Below are 20,619 nucleotides of genomic sequence, written 5' to 3'. Positions count from 1 at the left end.
CATGAGCTTTGCGGGCCTCCTGGATATGCAGTTTCGATCTGATATTGTGTATATCTGCTATAAGTCTTCTCAGGGTCGATACTCAATCGATAAGCACCACACGGAAAATCTTTTGATCTCCGAACCCCTTCTAGATCAATTTCCGCGTCCACGTTCAGGTGATCTTGAGATGTTTCCGAATCCTCAGAGCTTCGAGCAGTCGCTGTCCACTCGGCGGCCTCATCGATCACCTGCTGCGTTGACCACCTCTGGCCCACGTACCACACCCAAAAACGATCTGGCAGACGGTATACAGCCGCAAGCAATCGATTGTCGTTACGGCACCGAGCTTCAACAAGTGCGCGCAGCCGCTTGTGGTTCTTTGTCAGATATGACGCCACCTCATGGGCACGTCTATCGTCTAGGTGCACCAGTTCACCTCGAACCTGCTATGAGTTGCCAAGGCTTTGCTTGCCATGAATGCATGATCCCATAAGCGGGCGCGTCCTTCAGGAGAGAATCCGATCCTGCAGGAACAACTCGTCCAGGAAGGATGAGTGCAGGTTTGTACAGCTTAGAGGATACCGCAAGCCCGACGGCAAAGATTGCTGCACGGTATTCGACTATGAACGTCGATCTACACTTGCCGCAATTCGCGAATTCGCCCCATATTTCGCGAGATGTTGCAGCAACTTCAGCAAATGTGTTACTCAAGTAAAATTGGACACATTCTTGTACATCTGATAGTCGAGTTAGATGTTGCGTTGATTGGCCGCTACGATCTCGAGAAGACGTGGAGATGTCATCTGCAGCGCCGATGATTTGAAGCCAAACGGACGCATGGTTGTAGCCCAACTCCACCATAGTCTCGTACTCGTCGACTGCCACCTCTAGTGATTCACGCACGGCCTCTTTCGGAGTCAGTCGCTCGCCGACGTGCCACATCCATAATTCGTCATACACGTTGTAGACGGCGCCCAATAGGCGTGAATCAGAGGAGCATCTGAACTCAGCGAACGCGCGAAGCGCTGCCCGATCCCTTGTGATCTTTTGGAGAACCTCTTCCTGACGGTCCCACCACGATGGGGAGCCTCCCATGCGGAAAGTCTTCCACACTCAGCAGCGCTAGCCACATGGCAGCACTACCTACATCAGGACCACCAGCCGGTCCCCTGCCGACCCCTGGGCCAACTGGGACCGGCAGACTCAGAGTGTGCCAGGCGATAACTGAAACCAGAAACGAGACCACGAGAGCGACGGAGCCCCGGACTCGATCAAGGTTGGCGATCGATAGAACGGCGAAGCCCCAGCTCAGGATTAGTGAGCTGGGGCTTCGCTGTGGAGCCGCCTAAGGGAATCGAACCCTTGACCTACGCATTACGAGTCTCGTAACCACCGCTTCGGAGGTGTCCGCTGCTGTCCGTACGCCAAGGTGAGCACCCTCGACGGACACGCACGGCCACCAGCGATCACCCTCGAACTGCAACCCCAATTGCAACTCTCTCGGCGTACCCCTGAGGTCTCAGGCAACTCGACCATCCGCGTTCGATGACTAGCAAGACACCCCTCAGACAAGAAGCCGATAGCTCTGCTGCTTGATCAGAGTGACAGGCTGAGCTAAGCCGGGCGGTATTCGTCAACCGTGCGTGGACGGCCTCCGCCGGAGGCTTCTCTTCCGGGCTCGATCCGCTGCTCCTGCCATGCGCCATGAGCGGCGATGCCAGCGCAGTCGTCCACGCTGTCCGCTCCATCCCCTTCTCACCGGGCTCAATTTGAGGAGTTCATGAAGCGCGACGCCTCTTTGCGCCCAGTCTCGTAAAGCGTCACGATCGATCAGGTGGATCCCTACCTTGGCAGCGTATTCTGCTGCGTTCCTGGTGAAAGACCCGTTAGTGACCACGATGGCGACATCTGCGCCGTGCGCGTGTTGGGCAGTGCCGTTGACCTGGTAAATGACCTTGGCGGCGACCTTGGCTCCCGTAAGGGTGTGTTTGCACTGAACTACGATCACTCGCCCGTTTCGATCACGGCCGATCACATCCGCAGCTTTATCATCCGCTCCACCCACCCGCACCGCCTCGATGCCATCACGGATCATGAGATCGCAGATGGCGTATTCAAAGACGGTGGGAGAAAGTTTGTCGATGTCCTGGACAAGATCGAGTCGCAGATGAGCAAGGCGTTCGGCCTGGCGACGCCGAACGATAGCCTTCCATCGCAACCATCCGGCCACCAGACCGGCAGGCGTCAGGGTCGCTGCCACCGCCAGATACCAGTGGCCGAGCAACAACTCGATCAGCGCTCGCAGCGCGTCGAAGAGCAGCAGAGCAGTGAACAGCACTGCCACCATCGCCGCTATCCATTCGCCGAGAGTGCCAGGGCCCGCAGGTTGACCCGTGACCGCAACCAGTCCCACACCGCCTTGCTCACGGCGTCGTAGCCTCTGGTGGTGCGACGTCGGCGGGAGCGATCTGTTGTGTAGTGGCCGGTTGAGTGGAGGCCGACGGGTCGGATTTGGCTGCTTGCACGGCGAACCAGGCAGCGCCGGCAGCGACCGCCATCATCAGCCAGCCCGCCCCTTTCTTCGATTTTCGGCCAGACTTTTTCACCCAATGACCCCGTCGATAGTACCGATCCGCCATGACTGCCCTCCAGTTCTCAGATGCCAGAACTCGAAAGCTATGTAAACAGGTCGGACCGACAAACATCTCCTGTTCTATATCCCTTCAGTGCTACTAATTTGTGACGCAGACAATACTTAACAACATCCAACTCGAGACTAGCGCTGAAATAGAGACCTGACCGAACTGTCATAGTGGTGCGACATCAAATCGGCCAGCGCATGTCTCGCCAGGAGCGATGTCCGGCCCGCTATAGCGCGTGACAGCCAGCAGAAGAGCCTCGCGACACCCTGCTTGGCAACGGGCGCCAGTCACCAGGCAGGGGACTGTTCGGCCTGCTAGGGCGTGTGTTGCCGTACGAAGAAGTAAGGGCTTGAGCGGCCCTGTTGCTGTACTACGCTGCTGTACGCGCACCCGGCCGACAGCCCGCCTCGCCATCCAATGACAAGGGGACCCGCACCCTAGGGCCGGCAGGCCCGAGGACCGGAGATCCCGCGGCAGCCAAGAGCACCCCTTTAGGAGTGTGGCTCTCCCCAACCTTCGACGAGTAGGTCGGCATCTCGAAGATCATTTTATGCATGCTTCGCGTCCATGACTGAACCTGACGTGCCGCCGAAGCTGGCCAGCCAGCCTTAGTTGCCCATTGGATAGCGAATCGTCTCTTAGTGGCGACTGGGTTACGTCGCCGATGGTCCCTACGGTCCTGGCCATGCCCACAACGAATGTCAGAAAGCACGTACGAAGACTTCGCGACGGTAGAGTTATACAGGTTAGAGCGCATACGCGTCGCCTAGCGGCAACCCCGATGGTAGTCGGCGCTGGAGGCATCGTCGTTGTATTGTTCATGATTTTCGGTGTCGGTTTAATCCTGTCCCAAACGAGTCAGAACACCGCTCTCCCGGAACGCGGTGTGTCCACCGCTCCCGTACGGCTAGCCAGAGTCCAGGCTGACTTGGCGCAGGCGTTACGTGCTGCTCGACAACTCGCAGGAATATCACAGAGACAAGCCGCAGCACTGGCTGGAATGTCACAGTCCGAAATAGCGAGCTTCGAAGAAGGGACATTAGTGCCCGATGCCGCGGAGGTGGACGCCCTCTGCAAGACCTACGGCGTGACGCCAGAAGCGCGGAACGAACTGATGGAACTTCAGTGGAAGACTCAGTAGAACCCGGCGCCGGAGGACTCCGCCCGCATGGCGCCCATACTGTCACTTCGTCCCGAACTACCGGCAGATCCCCCATCACCACCTCCCGGTGCAGGCCAAGAGTGTGAGCCCAGCAGAGCCCGCGAGTCCTGGTGTGGCGGTGTTGCTGTATCGCGTTGCTGTACAGCAGGCGCACGGTGCGCCCATCCGGGGGCGTGCCTACAGAGCCAGGCGGAGGGTCTGAGATTCGTCGCTATGCCTGGCTGCTGCCCTCAAGGGCTGCCATACGCTCTGCAGCTGATACAGCCTCGGCAGCCCCAATGTGTTTGTAGATGGCTATTGCTGAACCTAGATCGACAAGGGCAGCCTCCCGCTGGCCGGAACGTGTCAGGCACTGGGCAGCTCCCTCGAGAGCCTGCGCCTCGTCCAGAGGGCTCTGTACCTTACGTGCCAGCGCTAGGGCCTGCCGGTACACGACAAGTGCTTCCTGTGGTCCAGCGGAGTCGGCTAGGAGAGCACCCATGCAGTTCAACACTTCCGCCTCGCCCTGATCATCGGCGAAGTGGCGGAATAGTGTCCGAGCCCTCTCCAGTAGATCGGCCGCTGCCGAATGCTCCCCAGACAGATGGCGTGCCTGACCCAGAAGTCGGATCGCGTTGGCCTCGCCGTGGCTGAATTCGAGAGCCTGATAGAGCGCCAGGGCTTTCCCCGCCAGATCGGCTGCCGCCTGGAACTTCCTGGTCATGACCCGCACTCGGCCAAGAATCAGCAGTGCCTCGGCCTCGCTGTGCCGATTACCGAGAGAGCGGTACAAGGCGAGAGCTTGCTCTGCGAGATCTGCCGCCACCTCATAATTCCCCAAATAGCATCGTGCCCGGCTCAATCCCCGGAGCGCGTCCGCTTCACCGCTCCGGTTGCCGAGTGCACGATATAGCGCCAGTGCCTGCTCCGCCAGGTCCACTGCTCTCGAGTACTCTCCGAGTTGATGCCTCACCACGCGAAGGTTGGTCAGTGCACCGGCTTCGCCGAAGCGGTCACCGAGAGTACGGTACAGGGCGAGCGCCTGGTCAACCAGATCAGCCGCTTCCCGGTATTCACCAAATATCGCGCGCCGGAACCAAGCCTGAGCCTCCAGAGCCTTGGCTTCACCGGACCGATCCCCCAGGGAGCGGTACAAGACCAGAGCCTGGTCTGCCAGATCCCCCGCCACCTTGTAATTTCCTGTCAAACGCTGTGCGTGACTCAAATTCAGCAGGGCATTGGCCTCCCCGTGTCGGTAGCCGAGGGCGCGATACAGGAGCAGTGCCTGTTCCGCCAGATCGCCCGCCGCCGAGTAGGTGCCTGCTCCACGTCGAGCACAGGACAGATTTTGAAGGGCGTCGGCCTCGGCGAGACGATCACCGCTGTGACGTGCGGCGGAGAGGGCGGCCTCATGTAGTACCACGGCTTGGTCCCAGGCGCCTTCCTGCGCGAGGAAGGCCCTCATGGCATGCGCGAGACGGATGACATAGGAGTCAGGAACGCTAATGGCAGTGGCGTCGGTACAAGAGAGCAGGTTGGAGCGTTCGGTGCGCATCCAGGTCAGCGCCTGCTCGCGGCTCCCTAGGTCCGGCGTGACGCACGGAATATCGGTTAGAGGAGTGCTGCCGGCGCGAGGATGTCTGATGAGACTGTCCGCGAGTTCCACGGCCCGCTGGTAGTAGGCGCATAAGCGATCAACTGCGTTCTCGCGTTCCTCAGCTGGATCCTGGGCTACGAGCGCCCCGGCATACGCGTGCAGGAGGTCGTGCAAGCGGTAGCGGCCCAGCGCAGGTTCGTCGATGAGATGATCGGCGTAGAGAGCATCCAGCTGGTGACGAGCCCGATCAGGGGAGATGTCATTCAGGGCGGCGGCGGCATAGGCATCGATTTCGGAGCCGGGATGTAGGCCTAAACGGCGAAAGAAACGCTGCTGGTCGCGAGACAACGCACGATAAGACAGGTCGAAGGCGGCCGTCACCGCACGGTCGCCTGCTTCCAGTTCGCTCATCCGATCCTGAGCAGTGGCAAAGGCGTTCGCGAAGGTTGGGATATCCCAATTGGGATGGTGAGCTAGGCGGCCTGATAACAGCGTGATGGCCAGCGGTAGATGGCCGCATCGTTCCACCAGGTCGGCAACAGCATCCTGCTCTAGCCCTATAGGCGTACGGCGGGCCACACGAGCGAATAGCTCAAGCGCTTGACCACTCGGTAGCGTACTCAGCGAGAGCGGCTCGGCATCAAAGGCGATCAGACGTCGGCGGCTGGTGACCAGGACTACGCACCCTGCCGTGCCGGGCAACAGCGGTTCTACTTGTGCGTGGTTGGCTGCGTCGTCCAAGACCAGCAATACCCTTCTACCAGCAAGACGTCCGCGCCATCGCTGTGCTCGCCCCTCAGTGCTTGCAGGGATCTCGCTCTGAGGCATGCCGGTGCAGGCCAACAAATCGCCGAGCACTTCACGGGGATCGGCGGGCTGTTGGCCGGGTGTGTGGGCATGTAAGTTGACGAACAGCTGCCCGTCCGGGAAAGCCTTGGCGAGCATGTGTGCGGCCCGCGTAACCAGTGCCGTCTTCCCTACACCGGGCATGCCATCGATGGTGTAGACGGGCATCAGGCCCTGCGCTCTCGATACGGCGGCAATGAGCCAACGCAACTCGGTGTCACGGCCAGTGAAGCCGACCACATCCCGCGGCAGTGTATGCATTGTCACTGCAGGGGTCGGCCTGGGCCGGATGTGAACTGTTTGATCTCGACCAGCGATGAACTGCCGAGCTTGCCCTTCGGCGACCGCTTCGACGTGTACCTGGGATGGCTCCATCTCCCCATCCCGTCTATTCATAATCCGGTGATGTGCTGGTCTCGGCCGGCGATGAACTGCCGCGATTGGTCATGAGCATGAGCGGTGATGTTCTGCTGGATACGAGACTGCTCGGTGGAGAGCAACGAAGGGGTCAAGTGCTCATCAAGCAGGCGCTGTAGCTGTGGGCCGATCGCCGGGTCCTCGTCGAGCATCTGCTGCAGCCGTAGCTGCCATATCCCTGCCAGGGCCTGCTCCGTGTCAGCATCCCCTCGCTCACGGGCGGCGAGCACCTGTACTTGGGTCGATTCCAGTTCGGTATGCACGGTCTCGGCCTGTTCCCGGCGGACCTTGCGCCACCAATCCACCATCGCGGTACGGGTCTGCTGCCAGGCATCGGTGGCCATCGCCCCCACCAGAGCCGTCGCTGCTGCCACCACAATTGGATCCATCCAACACTCCTTCGCGGACAAACCCCAGAAGACTCACTGTAGGCCTCTGTGACACTTGGAATCATCACTCGGGAACGAACTGAAATTGGATAGCCGTCGGAACCGTTCTGACAGATCGATGGCGGCTAGGTCCTTTGATGTGCAAGCAAGCCGTGCTGGCAGATCAACTGCGCCCACCGCTGGTTGACGTAGTGCACCTTGCTGAGAGTCTGGGCTTGGCGCGTACCGGATGGTCGGGCCTTCGATCCTGCGGCCCTTTCTTTAGGAGAGCGGCTGCGATCAGAGCTGCTTAGGGCTGTTGAGCTGCGGCTATGCCTGGTTCCAGGCTCGAGATTTGATCATTTCCGCATATGCTTCGCGGACAGTAGATTGGATGATCCTGACCTCGCCTGTTGAACGGACGCTCGCTCTGCTGCGGGACGCTTGTCTGTCGTGTAAGACGTCCTCTAGCCGTCCTTGACGAAGTTTTCCCGTCCCACTCGGCTTCCCCATCCTGGCACTCATGGAACTTGGAACAGGCCCGTTCCTGCAGGTGCCGGCAGTCATGACCAGCCACATCCCGTTCGATACAGAGGAGCCGCTGTGGACGTGGCGCGCCGATAGTGGCGACGGTACTCGCGGGGCATACGGCGTCACCAACATGCTCGCCGTCGCCCGGGAGCGACTGCTGGACGCGTTGCGCGCCATGCCAGGAGCCGGGATGGGGGCGATTCGTCAAGCGCAGCTAGATATCACGTTGCGCCCTTACCCGGGGTACGTCCACGGCGTCACGGTGATGACCGCTGAGCGGCACCTAACCGGGCAGATCATGATTCGAGGTCGGTTGCTGTAGCGCGACCGGGAAGACTCGAGCACCTATGCCTTCTGATCCGTAGCAAGATCGGTGATGTCCACCGGCGTCCACATTCGACACGAGCACCTGATCAGAAGAGGTGTCCGAGCTCGGCGATTCCACACTCGTCCACGGTCGTCCAGGGCTGTCGTTAGCAACGCCGTTAGCAAGATCACCCGCCGGGATACTCCTCAGGGCGAGTAGGACGGACATGCGGAAGGTCTTGTCTACGACTCGCGCCGAACTCCGCGAAGTTCCGCCGCCCCTGCGTGAGGCTCAGCTCGTAGTTCGGGCCTCCGCGGACTTCGTCGGCGTCATGATCGTCCTGTCCATCGTCTTCCCAGAAACAAACTGGACAGATCTCGTACCCGCCTCGCACGTTGAGAGTGAGAAAACCGCAGCAAGGGCACGGATACGGCTTATCTCTCTTGGGGCGGTGAACGCTCACGAACTTCACCTGAACACCGTAACGTTCACGCTCGCACCGAAGGAAAAGCACCGCCGGAAGGCTCCGCACCGCACTGATTGCCCATACCGACCCCTCGGCAACTGGTTATCCTCCACCTGGAGGCGATGCGATGTCGAAGTATGGTCGCGATGACGAGACCTGGGCCCAGCTCACAGAAGCCGGTCTAAAGTTCCTGATCGAACGCGCACGGCTTGGGAAGACGACGTCGTACACAGAACTGAATGCCGTACTGGAACGCCGAACGGGAATCCCGGCTTCGACTTCGGACGGCAGGACGAACGCGCTGCGATGGGACATCTGCTGTGGCGCGGGCCGCTTTAACGACGTAGAGAAAATCCTCATCGAGCACGAACAGGGCTGCGCTAACCGGCGGAGCTGCTCCTGCTCTTCAAGGATGCCGGGAGGGCTGAGACCCGCTATCCGGCTGCCCGATCAACTGTGCTGTTCCTTGCCAGCCTCAATGACTGTCCTGTCCGCGGGAAGCTTACGGACCTCGCCGTCCGGCTCGGTGATGACCAGGATGGGGACGCCTTCGGCGATGCCGAGTTGCCGGCGCTCGGGCTCGGTGGGCATGCGGGCGGTCACCTGGGCGCCTGGCGTGATGGAGATGGGACGGCCTGTCCTTGCTCGCGAACGCGTGAGCCTCGCAGCTCGGTCACGATCAATCCCTCTCCCCTCAATACGGCGATGGCGCGGCGTACCGAGTCGCGGGAGATGCGTTCCCGTCCACGTAGTTGCCGCCCGCCTCGGCCACGTCGACCCATCAGTCACCCTTCGCGTCTACGCGCACATCATCCGCACGGCAGAAGCCTCGGCGGCAGATGTTTCGCCAAGGCGATCACAGGCTGGTAGATCGACGAGCTTCAGGCCCGTTTTCTAGCTTCTGGGAACGGGCCTGTTGCATCAACACATTCCCAGACGATCAGTGCGACATTACATGACTCACGCCGATCTTTTTAGGCAGGTATCAGTCAGACAATCACGATCTAGGACTGAATCGCCGCCTCGGCAGCTTGACTCTCCTGCTGTTTGGTCAAAGCCTCAAGCTCATCGAGACGCTGTTCGGCGACACCGGCCGCTTGGCCAGCGCTCCAAGCACTGTAATTGACATTTCCAATGGTGAAGTAGATAGGAAACTGACCGAGCATGGCCGGGTCAACGACCCTCTCGCGTACGTCTGCGAGCCCGCCGATGACCTCGTTCAGCACGCTCGGATCTACGCCTCTCACCGCCTGCCGCGTGAAGATTCGAGGCATTTCGACATCTGAGGCGTCTACTGACGTCGGCGGGAACATTTGCAGGTAAGAATTCATTTGGTCAATGCCGACCGATTCAATTATTCGCTCGACCTCATGGGACTGCTCCCATGCATCTGGAGACTGTGCGAGCTCCGCTCGCCCATCCTCTCCCAACATATTCAGCAGAGCCCTCGTAGTATCGCGAGCGTATCCCATTGCCTTCGTCGAGATATGCAGTGCGTTCCATCGTTCATTCAGGTTCAGTATGCGACTACGGCAGGTCGCCAACCTGGCGTCGGCAAGGTCATCACCGGCGTTCGAGGCGAGGTCACCCAAGCTCGTCAGGGTGATATTGCGACGCAGCGCATAACGGACGGCGCCGGACTGGAATCCCGATTCCGACATAAGCAGCCCTCGGTCGGCGCCCAAGTCATCAACCTTGGCCTTCAACGTATTGACCATGTCTCGGGTAACACTGGAGTTGTGGAGCTTACACTCCACGATCCACAGCAGGCTCACCCCGGCGAGCTGGCGACGAGCTGTAACATCGATCTTGTAAGGGACGTCGTCTGCCCCATACAGGGTGGCCTGCACCTCGGTAGCGAACCCCAGGTTGGCCAGCAAGAGAGCGGTCTGCTGCTCGTAGTCACGCCACTTCGCCACACGATCATTCTTCCATTGGCCGTCGCTGGTGTTGGCCATGCACGAGCATCACTGCGGAGCACCGGCACCATGCTTGAGAATCATTCAAGGCTCAGGTTTCGTCGATGAACCCGAGGCTTGCTCAACCTCAAACGGTAGATGCCCCTCGAAGCCGCTGCTGTTAGCAGAGGTGTTGATTAGCACCAGCCTCAGAGACCTTGGAGGCGATCGAAGCCAAACTACCTTCCTCCCTGGTCCCGCAGCCACGCGTCCATAATGAGCGCAGCCTCTCGCTCCTCGGCGGCCGACTGCGCCTCATCTTCTTCCCACACCACCGTGCGGAATAAGCCCTCGTCGAGCCAAGTGTTCAGGGGCTCATCCAAGGGCTCGTTGTTAGCGTCAGCGATGGCCCTGCTGGCAGCGCTGTACCGCAGGCGCAACTCGGCACCGACCACATGGTAACGGTCTTCTTCTGGGAAGAGGCTGCTATGCATACTCAGGGTCCGGTCGAGTTCCATCGCTCCGCAGTAAGCGGCCATTCCTTCCCGCATGGCTTCATCGAGATCCGCAGACTGTGTCTGGGTGACGCCAGAAACCACCGCAACGGCCAAATTGCGGGTCTTGATCAGCGCAGCCAAGCCGGGCACGGTAAACGTCTTCCAGAGGGCCGGTTCCCTCGCAAGAAGGCGTGCGGAGAGATCGGCTGCGCCGGCACCCTTCGGAGGTAATAGGCTTGCCACCGCCACGCCTATGTCGCGGCGAAACTCCGGCACCACTCGCACCAGCTGGCCCAACACAGCGCGGTCGATTTCGCCTGGGACAACCTGGTCCTCGTCGAAAACCAGCACGACACCCAGAGGTTGCATACTTTCCCTCTCAGTAGAGCTGCCAGCCAGAGGCCGTCCATTTTCCGACGTGGAAAATTGGTTACGGAAATCATTGACAGACAGGCCGCGTGCAATCGACAGCCCAGCCGAGACCGTATAGTCCCATAGAGCCTGGTCAGCAGATTGAGGCTGTCCGAATACAAGAGACGAAACACGGACCCGCCCCTCAGACACGGTCACCACCTGCCCGAGACCGGAGTAAAGCTGCGGATGCTGGGCGGCATCATGGAGCGTCAGGCCTGCGGTCGTCGTAGTAAGCCATTGAGAATCGAAGCTTAAAATCACATGGTGACCGCTCATCTGGAAGGTGAAGTGAGGATCCTTGGTAAGGTCACCTGTAGGTGCCTTCGGCGGCAGCTCAGGCGGGTTAACGCACCGCATGGAGGTTTCGAAGGAGACCAGCATGCCACGCCGAACTTGATCCACAGTACGCTCGTCAAGCACTACCGCTTCCGCATCCCAGGTCTCAAAGATAGATCTAACCTCTCCTATGAAAAGGCCTGGAGCCATTCCCTGCCCGTAGAATGGCCTGAAAGTATTGAGCCCTACTCTTCTCGCAGCAACCATGACCGGCACGCCAGAGGTGAGCATGGCGATCCGGGGCATATTGACGAAGTCGACGCTAGAAAATCTCATGCGCCAGGTACTCGCTGCCAACTGCAGCTCTTCAGCAGACCCTGGCAGTGCTTCTTCTTGGGTCTGCTCCACCGGCGCAGCACTTTGCGAGCGGTTGACAGGCGGGCGCGCTCGGTCGGCAGCCATCAGCCGACCCCAGTCCCGTGTCGACGGAGCAGGTTCACCCGCCCACCTAGCCAATGCAGCGCCGACCTTGACCAGTTGATCTAGGTCACGAGGCGCTGCTTTTCCCGTCGCCCACCCGTTCACGGTCGAATAGGGAACACCCGACGCGGACGCAAGCTCCTTCTGATTCACCTGATCTGGGCTGCGAACGCGAGCCTGATCCCACAGCCGAGCCAACTCCGCCAGGACCCTAGAGGTCGACCCCTGCGGACGGAAAACCTCCACGGCGCCCCTCCTTCTCAAGCAAAGCTCACGTCCCGGATCCGGAACGGACCGGGCCGGACCCGCGCTCACCAGCAGGTTAACCCCACAGATCCGGATCCATCCGTCATACCTTCAAGAACTGCCACAGCCTCGATTCCATACAGCCATGTCGCAAATCAACAAAGCCAACCCCCGCACGCGTGCGCCGGAACACGGCCCCAGTACCAGCCGGCGACTCCGCCTCGCAGTGGCCTTCGCCCTTGCCCGCGGCGCCGCACATGCCACCGGTGCCGGCCTTGTCGGCCTGCTGTTCTGGTGGATCACCCATCACTAGTCCGATCGCGGTGCGGTCCGCGCCGGTTTGGCGGGGACCGCGCAGGCTTCCTAATCACCCCCGAGTTGGAGGCTCTTACCGAACCTGATCGGAGCTACAACAAGCCTAAGGATGCCCCGAAGCCTGCCGCCCGCTCCCACATACACGGCATCACGACCTCCGGCCCACGCGACCAGACTCTTCTTTCTGTCCAGCGTCCCGTCCCGTGGTCGCCGCCCGCCTCGGCCACGTCGATTCGTCGATCACGCTCTGGGTCTATGCCCATGTGACCCACGCGGCCGAGGCCTCGGCGGCGAACATCTCCGCCGAGGCGAGGCGATGGCTCCCTGGACACGGAGGTGTCCGGCAAATGTCTTCACACAGACAGGGAGGGATCATGGAGATAGAGGTTGTGCAGCTCGGGGTCCCTGGCCCCGCTCAGTCGGACACCTTGATCCACTTCTGTGGTCGCCCTGCCGGCCGGAAGCTCACTCCCGGGGTTCCTAACGACATCGGAGATCTGTCCCCCGAGGGCCGCTTGAGCAGCATCCTGTGGGACGAAGGCTGGCGCGGTTTCCCTCCGTTCGGAGCGGACCCCGACCAGCCCGCAGTCTGCTTCTCCGAAAGTCCCCACGAGCACCTCAAACATCTACTCCATGAGCGACGCTGGCCGGCATGGGGCATCGTGGTGACTCGGCAGTCACTTTATGCAGCGGGAGGTGGTCCCGTGTACTACGCACGCCCAGAGAGGTACGACAAGAGATCGAAGGATGACAAGCCGTGGATGGTCCGCTTCGAAGCCAACCCCAACAATTGGTCCGATTGGACTCACGAGCGCCAGTGGCGGGTAGTGCTCCCCGCCACTCGGCCCTTCCTATCCTTCAACGCGCTACAGCCCGTGGCCATCTTGGTTGGTGATCCGATGTGGGAGCCTGCCCGGGGCACGGGCTACTACATAGACAGGGCGTCGGGGGAGTTGTGCGGACCTGATTCCGTCTACGCCGAGGAGCTGTCGTCGCTCCCGGGTTGGTGGGACCGACTGCAGCGGTGGTGGTGGCACGAAGAAGCCGGGGAGGTCGTCCGCCTTTCACCCACCGTCGTTCCGCGTTCGTGACCAAAGACGCAGGGCGGCGCCAGCGGGCAGCATAGATGCTGACAGCAGACCGCACACGGACGGTAGACGTTTGAGACGAGCTGTTAGCAAGGACGTTAGCAAGATCGCGAAGTGTTCCGACACACCCAAAGGCCCGCGACCATATTTTCCCTGGTCACGGGCCTTCTGTGTGATGTGCGCGGCCGAGAGGACTCGAACCCCTAACCTTCTGATCCGTAGGGAAGGGCAGACACCCCGTCAGCGACCTCCCCGCCTGCTCAGGCGGTAGATGCGGTGTGATGGCGTGTGATCGCGTAAGGCGGTGTTGCTGTACGGACTGCTGTACAGCAGTAACAGTGACCGTCCATTTTTCAGGCGGAACAACCACCCTGCCCAGGTGCCGGAGAGCGTGGTCCGAGGGTGATGGACAGGCCCGTGGTGAGGCCGAGTGTGCGGATGTTGCTATCAGCACTGCTGTCACCGTCCAGTTGGTCGGGGATACGCTGCTTTCAGATGTGATGCCATACAAAGGCTCACATCCGTCAGGCATTATCGACATGTGGCCGGTGGGCTTACATAGCAATATGCGAAGGCGGGATCTGATGAATGAGTCTGAGGGCGTGCCCCTGGCCGACTACATCCGCATGCTCCGCGACCAACTGGAGAAGGCACAGCAGGAAGGGCATGGCCACGGGGTCAAGTTCGGGGTCGGGGCCGTAGAGCTGGAGTTCGAGGTCGCTGTGACACGGGAAGCGGGCGGGAAGGGTGGGCTGAAGCTGTGGGTGGTCGAACTAGGTGCTGAGGGCAAGAGGAGCGGCGGCCAGACCCAGAGGATCCGTATGACCCTCACGCCCACCGATGAGGACGGCCGTCCGCTCTCGGTGACCGACCGACTGTCCGAGCTCCCACGCTGAAACGGTGCCTGGCGTGGTCGGCTCGCTCGTTGGACGGTGCGTCGAGGTTCTGCTCGAGCGCGAGGGTGAGACGGGGTACGGCTCAGGGCTGCGGCTGGCGACGTCTCTGGTGGTGACGGCCGGGCACGTCGTCGAGGGCGGGACCGCGGTCAAGGTGCGGCTGTTCGGAGGGGACCCGGACGAAATCACCGTAGAGGGCCGGACCGTCTGGAAAGGCGATCAGGTGGACATCGCGCTGATCGAACTCATCCCGGACGTCCCTCTTGGCGAAATCGCTCCGGGGGCCATTGGAGTAATTCTGGAGGAGTCCCACGGGCGACTGCCGTTCACCGCGATCGGATTTCCACGCCACCAGATCTGGAGAGACGGGGACGAGGCGACCTGGCGCGACAGTGACCAGATCGACGGGATGATCCCATTGGGCTCGAGCGTGAAGCGGGGGCGCCTGGTCCTCCATCGAGCAGACGGGCGCCTCCTTAAGGCGCGTGACTGGAGCGGTTTCTCGGGTGCCGCCGTCGTTTGCGAGGGTTCGGCCGTCGGCGTCGTCGTGGAGTCGGCACACTCCGGCGGCCTGGAAGCCGTACGCCTGGCCGCAGCGATCGGCAGGTACGAACCGCGTGCGGAAGCCGAGCGAGAGCCCGACTCGAGCACCGCAGCCGCACGCGCACTCCTCGCCCGTCACGGCGTCTTACCGGAACAGATCAGCGTTCCCTACCCGAGGGAGGAGCGGCGCCGTCCGGCCTACGAGGCCCTACTGCGCCAATACGCGGCCCGCTGCTCCGAACTGACCGGGCGCGAGCAGGAGCTTGCCGACCTCAGTGCGTTCGCGACCGGGCAGGAGCCGTACCTGATGCTCGTCGCTGGCCCCTGGGCGGGAAAGACGTCGCTGGTCACGCACTTCGCCACGGGTTCCCACTCTGAGATGGACGTGGTGTCGTTCGTCATCTCCCGGCGCGACGGGCAGATGCGTGTCCACCAGTTCCACCGCGCGATGTGCGAGCAACTCGCAGCTTTGCTGGGTGAGTTCCCTCCCGCCGAACCGGACGCGGCAGTCTTCCTCAGCCTCTGGGAACGTGCGGCGAGGAATCATGAGCGGCACGGACGTCCCCTGGTGCTGATGGTTGACGGTCTGGACGAGAACGACTTTCGGGAACTGGCCGAGCCCAGCATCGCCTCGCAACTGCCGGCCATCCGGGGAGCAACGGCGCACGTCCTGGTGACGAGCCGCCACCCCCGCGTTCCCCTGGACGTTGACAAGAGCCACCCTCTACGCAGCTGCCGTCGCCAAATCCTGGCACCCTTTCCCATGGCAACCAGCCTGCTCCTGCGCGCCCGCCAAGAATTGGATCACGTTCTCACCGAGCCGCTGCCGCGCAGGATCCTGACTGCGATGGCGGTCGCCAGCGGCGCGCTGAGCAGCAGGGACATCGCCTCGATCACCCACGACGACCCACTGGCGGTTCGCCGGACCCTGGAACGGAGTCTCTCGCGCGTGGTGGAGCCGCGGCCCGGTCCTCTGACCCGGTATACGCTCGCGCACGACACCCTGGCAACTACCGTACGGGGGGATCTGGAACAGGAGGAGGTCGCACACACCCGCGCCTCCATCGACAAGTGGGCCTTTGGCTTCGCCGAGGCCGGATGGCCCGACGAGACTCCGGCCTACCTGACCGAGGCCTACCCGACCCTTCTGGTCACCGAGAGCGCCGGCGGGACCCTGGCCACGCTGGCTTCGCCCGAACGGCGTGCCTTGCTTCGCCGCCGGACCGGCGGCGATCCGGCCGCATTGTCCGAGGTATCGCACGCGTCCAGGCTGCTCGCGGCGACTCCAAACTGCGACCTCACCTTGCTTGCACGCGCCTCCCTGCTGAGGATGCGCATCGAAGATGACAGCCGCAACGTGCCCTCCTCATATCCACAGCTTTTGGTACGGCTCGGTCGACCCGAAGAAGGCATCCAGCTGGCCCGTACACTTCAAAATCCCTATTCGCGCGCCCAAGCCCTACTAGCGATCGGGGAGCGCCTGTTTGACTCCCAGCCGATCGAGGCACGGAACCTCGTTCTCGAGGCGATGGCCGTACCGGGAAGGCTGGAACTGGAGCGAGTGGAACATTCGATGCACGCAGCCCTCGCGTTGGCGCGACGGGGCGAACCCGATGCCGCCGAAATCGCCCGTCAAACCGTCACCGACCATCTGCACGGCGTGTACGGGTATCAGCGAGCCTGGTCTATCAGCGCGGTCGCCGGCCCCTTGGCCGAGATCGACCCGACGCTGACGCGGATCCTGGTCGACGAGGCCGTCGTGCATGCCGATGACGAGGATCGGCCAAGCATATACGGCTACCTCGCCCAAGCGTGCGATGTCCTCGGGGAAACCGACCGCCTGCTCTGTTACCTTTCGAACCTAGACCCAAGAGGCAGAAGAAAGGCTCTGCTCTGCGCCTGCGAAGACTATTTCACCAAGGGAGGACGTCAGAACGTCCCGGAGGAGCTTCTTGCCGCGCTAAACCGCGAATTCTCCACGACGGAACTCGTGGAGTCGGCGGCCTACCAGGACGAAGAACGGGCTCAGCAACTACTCGCGATGCTGCCCTCGGATGAGACAGTCCTTCCGTTCCACGATCCCGGCAAGCTCATCTACATAACCCTCGCAGCGCATGGTCATGACCCCCGGCATAGCGAAGCCGGAGCGGCTGAAGATCTCGACGACCTTCTGGCTGATGCCGCGACGTCCGCCAGGAACAACGGGCATCTACTTCTGGCCACCTCCCTCGGACGAGACATCGCTAGCCCCGCCACCCGGGCGGAAACTCTCACCGAGATCGCCCTGGCGATTCTCGATACTGGTACACCCCAGGATGTCGATCCCCTGGTGAGAGAGATAGACACGGCGCTCGACGCAACTATGAGCACGCCGCCTCCTACCCTTCTTGCAGAATTCACACGTGCCGCCGGTACCGCTGGAAGAACGGAACTGGCTGAGGCAGCCCTTGAAATGGCCCTGCACACGGTGTTGAAAAACGTGAATGACTTCAAGACCAAGTGGGAGGCAGCCCCCGTGGCGGCCGCGGCCGCGTCCTTAGGTCATATGGAACATGCGCTCGCGGTTGCCGCGGCGTTCCAATCGGAGGAAATGGACCGGATCGAGATCCTCCTGAACAGTGCAAAGGCCATCGAAGCGAACGACCACCGATCAGCCGATGTCGACCTGCTCATCGACCTGGTGACCGAAGGCATCGAGAACTCGGAAGACCAGAAAACCAGCGGATGGCGGTCCCGCATAATTTGCGATCTCATAAACCTCCTCCTTCGCACAGGGCGCATCGGGAGGGCGGTGAGCCTGACCACACTTGTGGAGGAGAGCGACCGCCTGGCCCGCACCCTCAACATGCGTGCTCACTTGCTGTCGAATGATATCGCTGGAGCAATCTCGCTAATCCGCAAAACAGGGCTGGAGGCGCCCGCTGGCTCCCCTTCCGACCTCGCACGCTGGCAAGAACAGGCTGCCGAAATGGTCGTCGAAATGTGCGACTCCGGCCACCAGGCCCTGTGTCGCGACTTCACGGCCGAGCTCACCAGAATCGCGGACATGAGCTTGACTTTCGAGGACGCCATATGGGCCCGTCCATGGCTCGCCTCAGCCTGTCAGGCCACAGAACTCAGCGAGGAGTACATCCAAGTGCTGGACACCGCCCAGCACGCCGCTCTGGTGACAGGAAGCGTTTCGACGACCTGCACCGTGCCACTGGAGGCGGTCATACGCCTGCGTCTATGGGATCGCTACCGCGACGAAGCCCGCCGGATGAACGAAGTGCTGGCCGAGGGCGCCCTCACTGAGTTGGTCAAAGCAATGCTTAAGTCAGGTCTCCTGAATGAGGCAGTCGCCATCATCGATGACCTCAAAGAAGACGCGGCCTACTGTCTGGCACTCGCCGCGGCCACTGGTAGCCAGCCGACCCTCGACCTGGTCAAACATTCACTCGCCCTCGACTTCAGAAGCGAAATAATCGCACCGCTGGCCCGGCTGGAGCCGCGGTGCCTGGATGAGATCGCGGCACAACTCACGTTCGGCGCGGCCGCGCGAGGGGCATCCCCTAGACATGGTACGTCAACGTCCAGAGCCTGAGCGGCCAGCTGGAGAATTGGCCGTCGGGAAAGGCCGGTACGAAGAGAACGCCGACGAAGGCAGTGAGACGCAGGAAATGCGACGTTAAGAGGTGGCTCGGCGGCGTCTGTCATGGGCGCTTTGTCGTCAAATAGAACCAAGAACGCCCCGGCCGTAATTGGGGCAGGACGTTTGGGCTGTTCAGGTGATGCGGTCAGGGGCGGGGTCGAACCGCCGACCTTCCGCTTTTCAGGCGGAACAATCACTCTGTTCCCCCTTCTGCGGCCAAGGTCAGAGGGTGGTGTACGGCTGCGCTCGGATGCCGCTGGTGGCTGACGTTGCTGTCACCCCTGCTGTCATCTGGTCGTCCCACGAGCTGCACATGAAGCCGAGGCTCTCCTGGGCTCGTTAGCCCGGCTCGGTAACCGCACATCGATCGTCGCCCCTGGGCCTCGTTGCTGTACGGCATTGCTGTATAGGCCGTCGTTCATCCCATTGCTCGGGGCTCCTGGAGCCGACTAAGAGGTCCTAACAGAATGATCTCTGTTGTGCTTTGATCTCTCGCTGTAGCTGAGCGAGAGGAGCGCGAGTGGCCAAGCTGAAGCCATGGGAGGTCAGCGACGAACTGTGGGCGATGATCGAGCCGCTGTTGCCCCAGCGTCAGCGGCGGTTCCGCCATCCTGGGCGCAAGCGGCTGGGTGATCGACTGGCGTTGCAGGGCATCCTGTTCGTGCTGCACACCGGGATCGCCTGGGAGCACCTGCCACAAGAGCTGGGCCACGGCTCGGGCATGACCTGCTGGCGACGGCTGGCCGAGTGGAACGCCTCCGGGGTCTGGCAGCGCCTGCACGAGGTACTGCTGGACCGCCTGCGCGCGGCCGACGCGCTCGACCTCTCCCGAGCCGCGGTGGACTCTTCCCAGATCAGGGCATTAAAAGGGGGCCGCAGACCGGCCCGTCCCCGGTCGATCGCGGACGGGCCGGCAGCAAGCACCACCTGATCACCGACGCCACCGGTATCCCACTGGCCGTCATCCTCACCGGCGCCAACCGCAACGACGTCACCCAGCTCATCCCGCTCCTGCAGGCCATCCCGAAGGTTCGTGGTAAGCGCGGCCGTCCCCGCCGGCGCCCCGACGTCGTGTTCGCCGATCGAGGCTATGACCACGACAAGTACCGCCGCCTGGTCCGCGAGCTGCAGATCCGGCCCCTGATCGCCCGCCGCGGCACCGCACACGGCTCTGGCCTAGGCAAACACCGCTACGTCGTCGAGCAGACCTTCGCCCTACTACACGCCTTCCGACGCCTGCGCATCCGCTGGGAAGTCCGCGCTGACATCCACCAGGCCTTCCTTAGCCTGGCTTGCGCCCTCATCTGCTGGCGACGCCTCACCTCATTGCGTTAGGACCTCTAAGAGCCTGCAGTCGCTCGCATGATTGCTACGGCGGGTACACATCACCCAGATGCCTGAGATCGTCTGAGATCCGTCAGCACGCGGGCAAGGCTGTTTCGGCTGATCAACGTATCCGGATGCTGATCTCCCAGTATGCGGCGGCGTGCTTCCAGCACAGCACGGTGCTCGGCCTCAGCCTCGTCCAACCGCCCCAGATCGGCCAGCACACGAGCCAAGTTGTTCCGACTGTGCAAGGTGTCGGGATGCTGATCACCCAGCACCCGGCGGCGTGCTTCCAGCACAGCGCGATGTTCGGCCTCAGCCTCATCCAACCGCCCCAGATCGGCCAGCACACGAGCCAGATTGTTTCGACTGATCAACGTATCCGGATGCTGATCCCCCAAGAGCCTCCGACGTATATCCAGCACGGCCCGATTCTCGGCCTCAGCTTCCCCCAGCCTGCCCAGCCCTCGGAGTACGAGCGTAAGGTTGTTCCGGCTGATCAAGGTGTCGGGGTGTTGGTCACCCAAGAGCCGCCGACGTATCTCCAGCACGGCCCGGTTCTCGGCTTCGGCTTCCTCCAGCCTGGGGACTGTAAGAACAACGGTGTAACTCCTGATCATGGAGGACACCCCTGATGAGTACTGTGATCCAGGCATCGACGGAGATCGACCTGGAGGACGCCACCGTGGCGCGCAAGAAGCCGGAGGATGCA

The 20,619-nt window shown here is 61.8% G+C and carries 13 protein-coding genes; 5 read left to right on the top strand and 8 right to left on the bottom strand.

All coding sequences use genetic code 11. From position 1 onward, the window contains the following. Positions 1-1,615: 1,615 nt before the first annotated feature. Positions 1,616-2,329, bottom strand: a complete 714-nt coding sequence (locus tag KIK05_RS36830) for a restriction endonuclease (protein ID WP_214415492.1) — start codon at positions 2,327-2,329, stop codon at positions 1,616-1,618. A gap of 959 nt (positions 2,330-3,288) precedes the next feature. Between KIK05_RS36830 and KIK05_RS49580 the strand changes: the two genes are divergently transcribed. Next, positions 3,289-3,765, top strand: a complete 477-nt coding sequence (locus KIK05_RS49580) for a helix-turn-helix domain-containing protein (protein ID WP_372455642.1) — start codon at positions 3,289-3,291, stop codon at positions 3,763-3,765. 232 nt (positions 3,766-3,997) lie between these two features. On the opposite strand, the gene KIK05_RS36820 is transcribed toward KIK05_RS49580, so the two are convergent. Both KIK05_RS36820 and KIK05_RS36815 read right to left on the bottom strand, forming a co-directional pair. After that, entirely contained in the window at positions 3,998-6,448 is a 2,451-nt protein-coding gene (locus KIK05_RS36820) for an ATP-binding protein (RefSeq protein WP_214415490.1), read from the bottom strand. 152 nt (positions 6,449-6,600) lie between these two features. After that, positions 6,601-7,014 carry a hypothetical protein gene (locus tag KIK05_RS36815; RefSeq protein ID WP_214415489.1) on the bottom strand — a complete coding sequence of 138 codons (414 nt, stop codon included), beginning with the start codon at positions 7,012-7,014 and terminating at the stop codon, positions 6,601-6,603. A 502-nt stretch (positions 7,015-7,516) separates the two neighbouring features. On the opposite strand from KIK05_RS36815, the gene KIK05_RS36810 reads away from it, so the two are divergent. Continuing rightward, positions 7,517-7,846, top strand: a complete 330-nt coding sequence (locus KIK05_RS36810) for a hypothetical protein (RefSeq protein ID WP_214415488.1) — start codon at positions 7,517-7,519, stop codon at positions 7,844-7,846. 172 nt (positions 7,847-8,018) lie between these two features. On the opposite strand, the gene KIK05_RS49575 is transcribed toward KIK05_RS36810, so the two are convergent. The 4 genes from KIK05_RS49575 to KIK05_RS36790 form a co-directional block, all read right to left on the bottom strand. Then, positions 8,019-8,294, bottom strand: a complete 276-nt coding sequence (locus tag KIK05_RS49575; protein ID WP_372455644.1) for a CPCC family cysteine-rich protein — start codon at positions 8,292-8,294, stop codon at positions 8,019-8,021. A gap of 453 nt (positions 8,295-8,747) precedes the next feature. After that, positions 8,748-8,888 carry a hypothetical protein gene (locus KIK05_RS36800; protein ID WP_214415486.1) on the bottom strand — a complete coding sequence of 47 codons (141 nt, stop codon included), beginning with the start codon at positions 8,886-8,888 and terminating at the stop codon, positions 8,748-8,750. Between the two features lie 413 nt (positions 8,889-9,301). Beyond that, positions 9,302-10,255: a restriction endonuclease gene (locus tag KIK05_RS36795; protein WP_214415485.1), complete on the bottom strand. Its 954-nt coding sequence runs from the start codon at positions 10,253-10,255 to the stop codon at positions 9,302-9,304. Positions 10,256-10,434: 179 nt separating this feature from the next. Beyond that, positions 10,435-11,790: a hypothetical protein gene (locus KIK05_RS36790; RefSeq protein ID WP_214415484.1), complete on the bottom strand. Its 1,356-nt coding sequence runs from the start codon at positions 11,788-11,790 to the stop codon at positions 10,435-10,437. A gap of 2,305 nt (positions 11,791-14,095) precedes the next feature. Here KIK05_RS36790 and KIK05_RS36785 point away from each other — a divergent pair. From KIK05_RS36785 to KIK05_RS36775, 3 genes are all read left to right on the top strand, one after another. Then, positions 14,096-14,407 carry a trypco2 family protein gene (locus KIK05_RS36785; RefSeq protein WP_214415483.1) on the top strand — a complete coding sequence of 104 codons (312 nt, stop codon included), beginning with the start codon at positions 14,096-14,098 and terminating at the stop codon, positions 14,405-14,407. A 4-nt stretch (positions 14,408-14,411) separates the two neighbouring features. Next, a complete protein-coding gene (locus tag KIK05_RS36780; protein WP_214415482.1) occupies positions 14,412-18,533 on the top strand; it encodes a S1C family serine protease in 4,122 nt (1,373 codons plus the stop codon). 613 nt (positions 18,534-19,146) lie between these two features. Next, a protein-coding gene (locus KIK05_RS36775) for an IS5 family transposase (RefSeq protein WP_214415574.1) occupies positions 19,147-19,916 on the top strand; the annotation gives its coding sequence in 2 pieces (ribosomal slippage) (positions 19,147-19,444 and positions 19,444-19,916; 771 coding nt in all). Positions 19,917-19,966: 50 nt separating this feature from the next. Here the strand turns inward: KIK05_RS36775 and KIK05_RS36770 are convergent. Next, positions 19,967-20,527, bottom strand: coding sequence for a tetratricopeptide repeat protein (locus tag KIK05_RS36770; RefSeq protein ID WP_250564063.1), 561 nt, complete (start codon positions 20,525-20,527; stop codon positions 19,967-19,969). Positions 20,528-20,619: the final 92 nt, after the last annotated feature.

This window comes from Sphaerisporangium fuscum, assembly GCF_018531465.1.
In the GTDB taxonomy this organism is placed as follows: Bacteria; Actinomycetota; Actinomycetes; order Streptosporangiales; family Streptosporangiaceae; genus Sphaerisporangium; species Sphaerisporangium fuscum.
The sequence above is the reverse complement of the archived record's forward strand: the minus strand, read 5'-3'. Positions and strand labels throughout refer to the sequence as shown.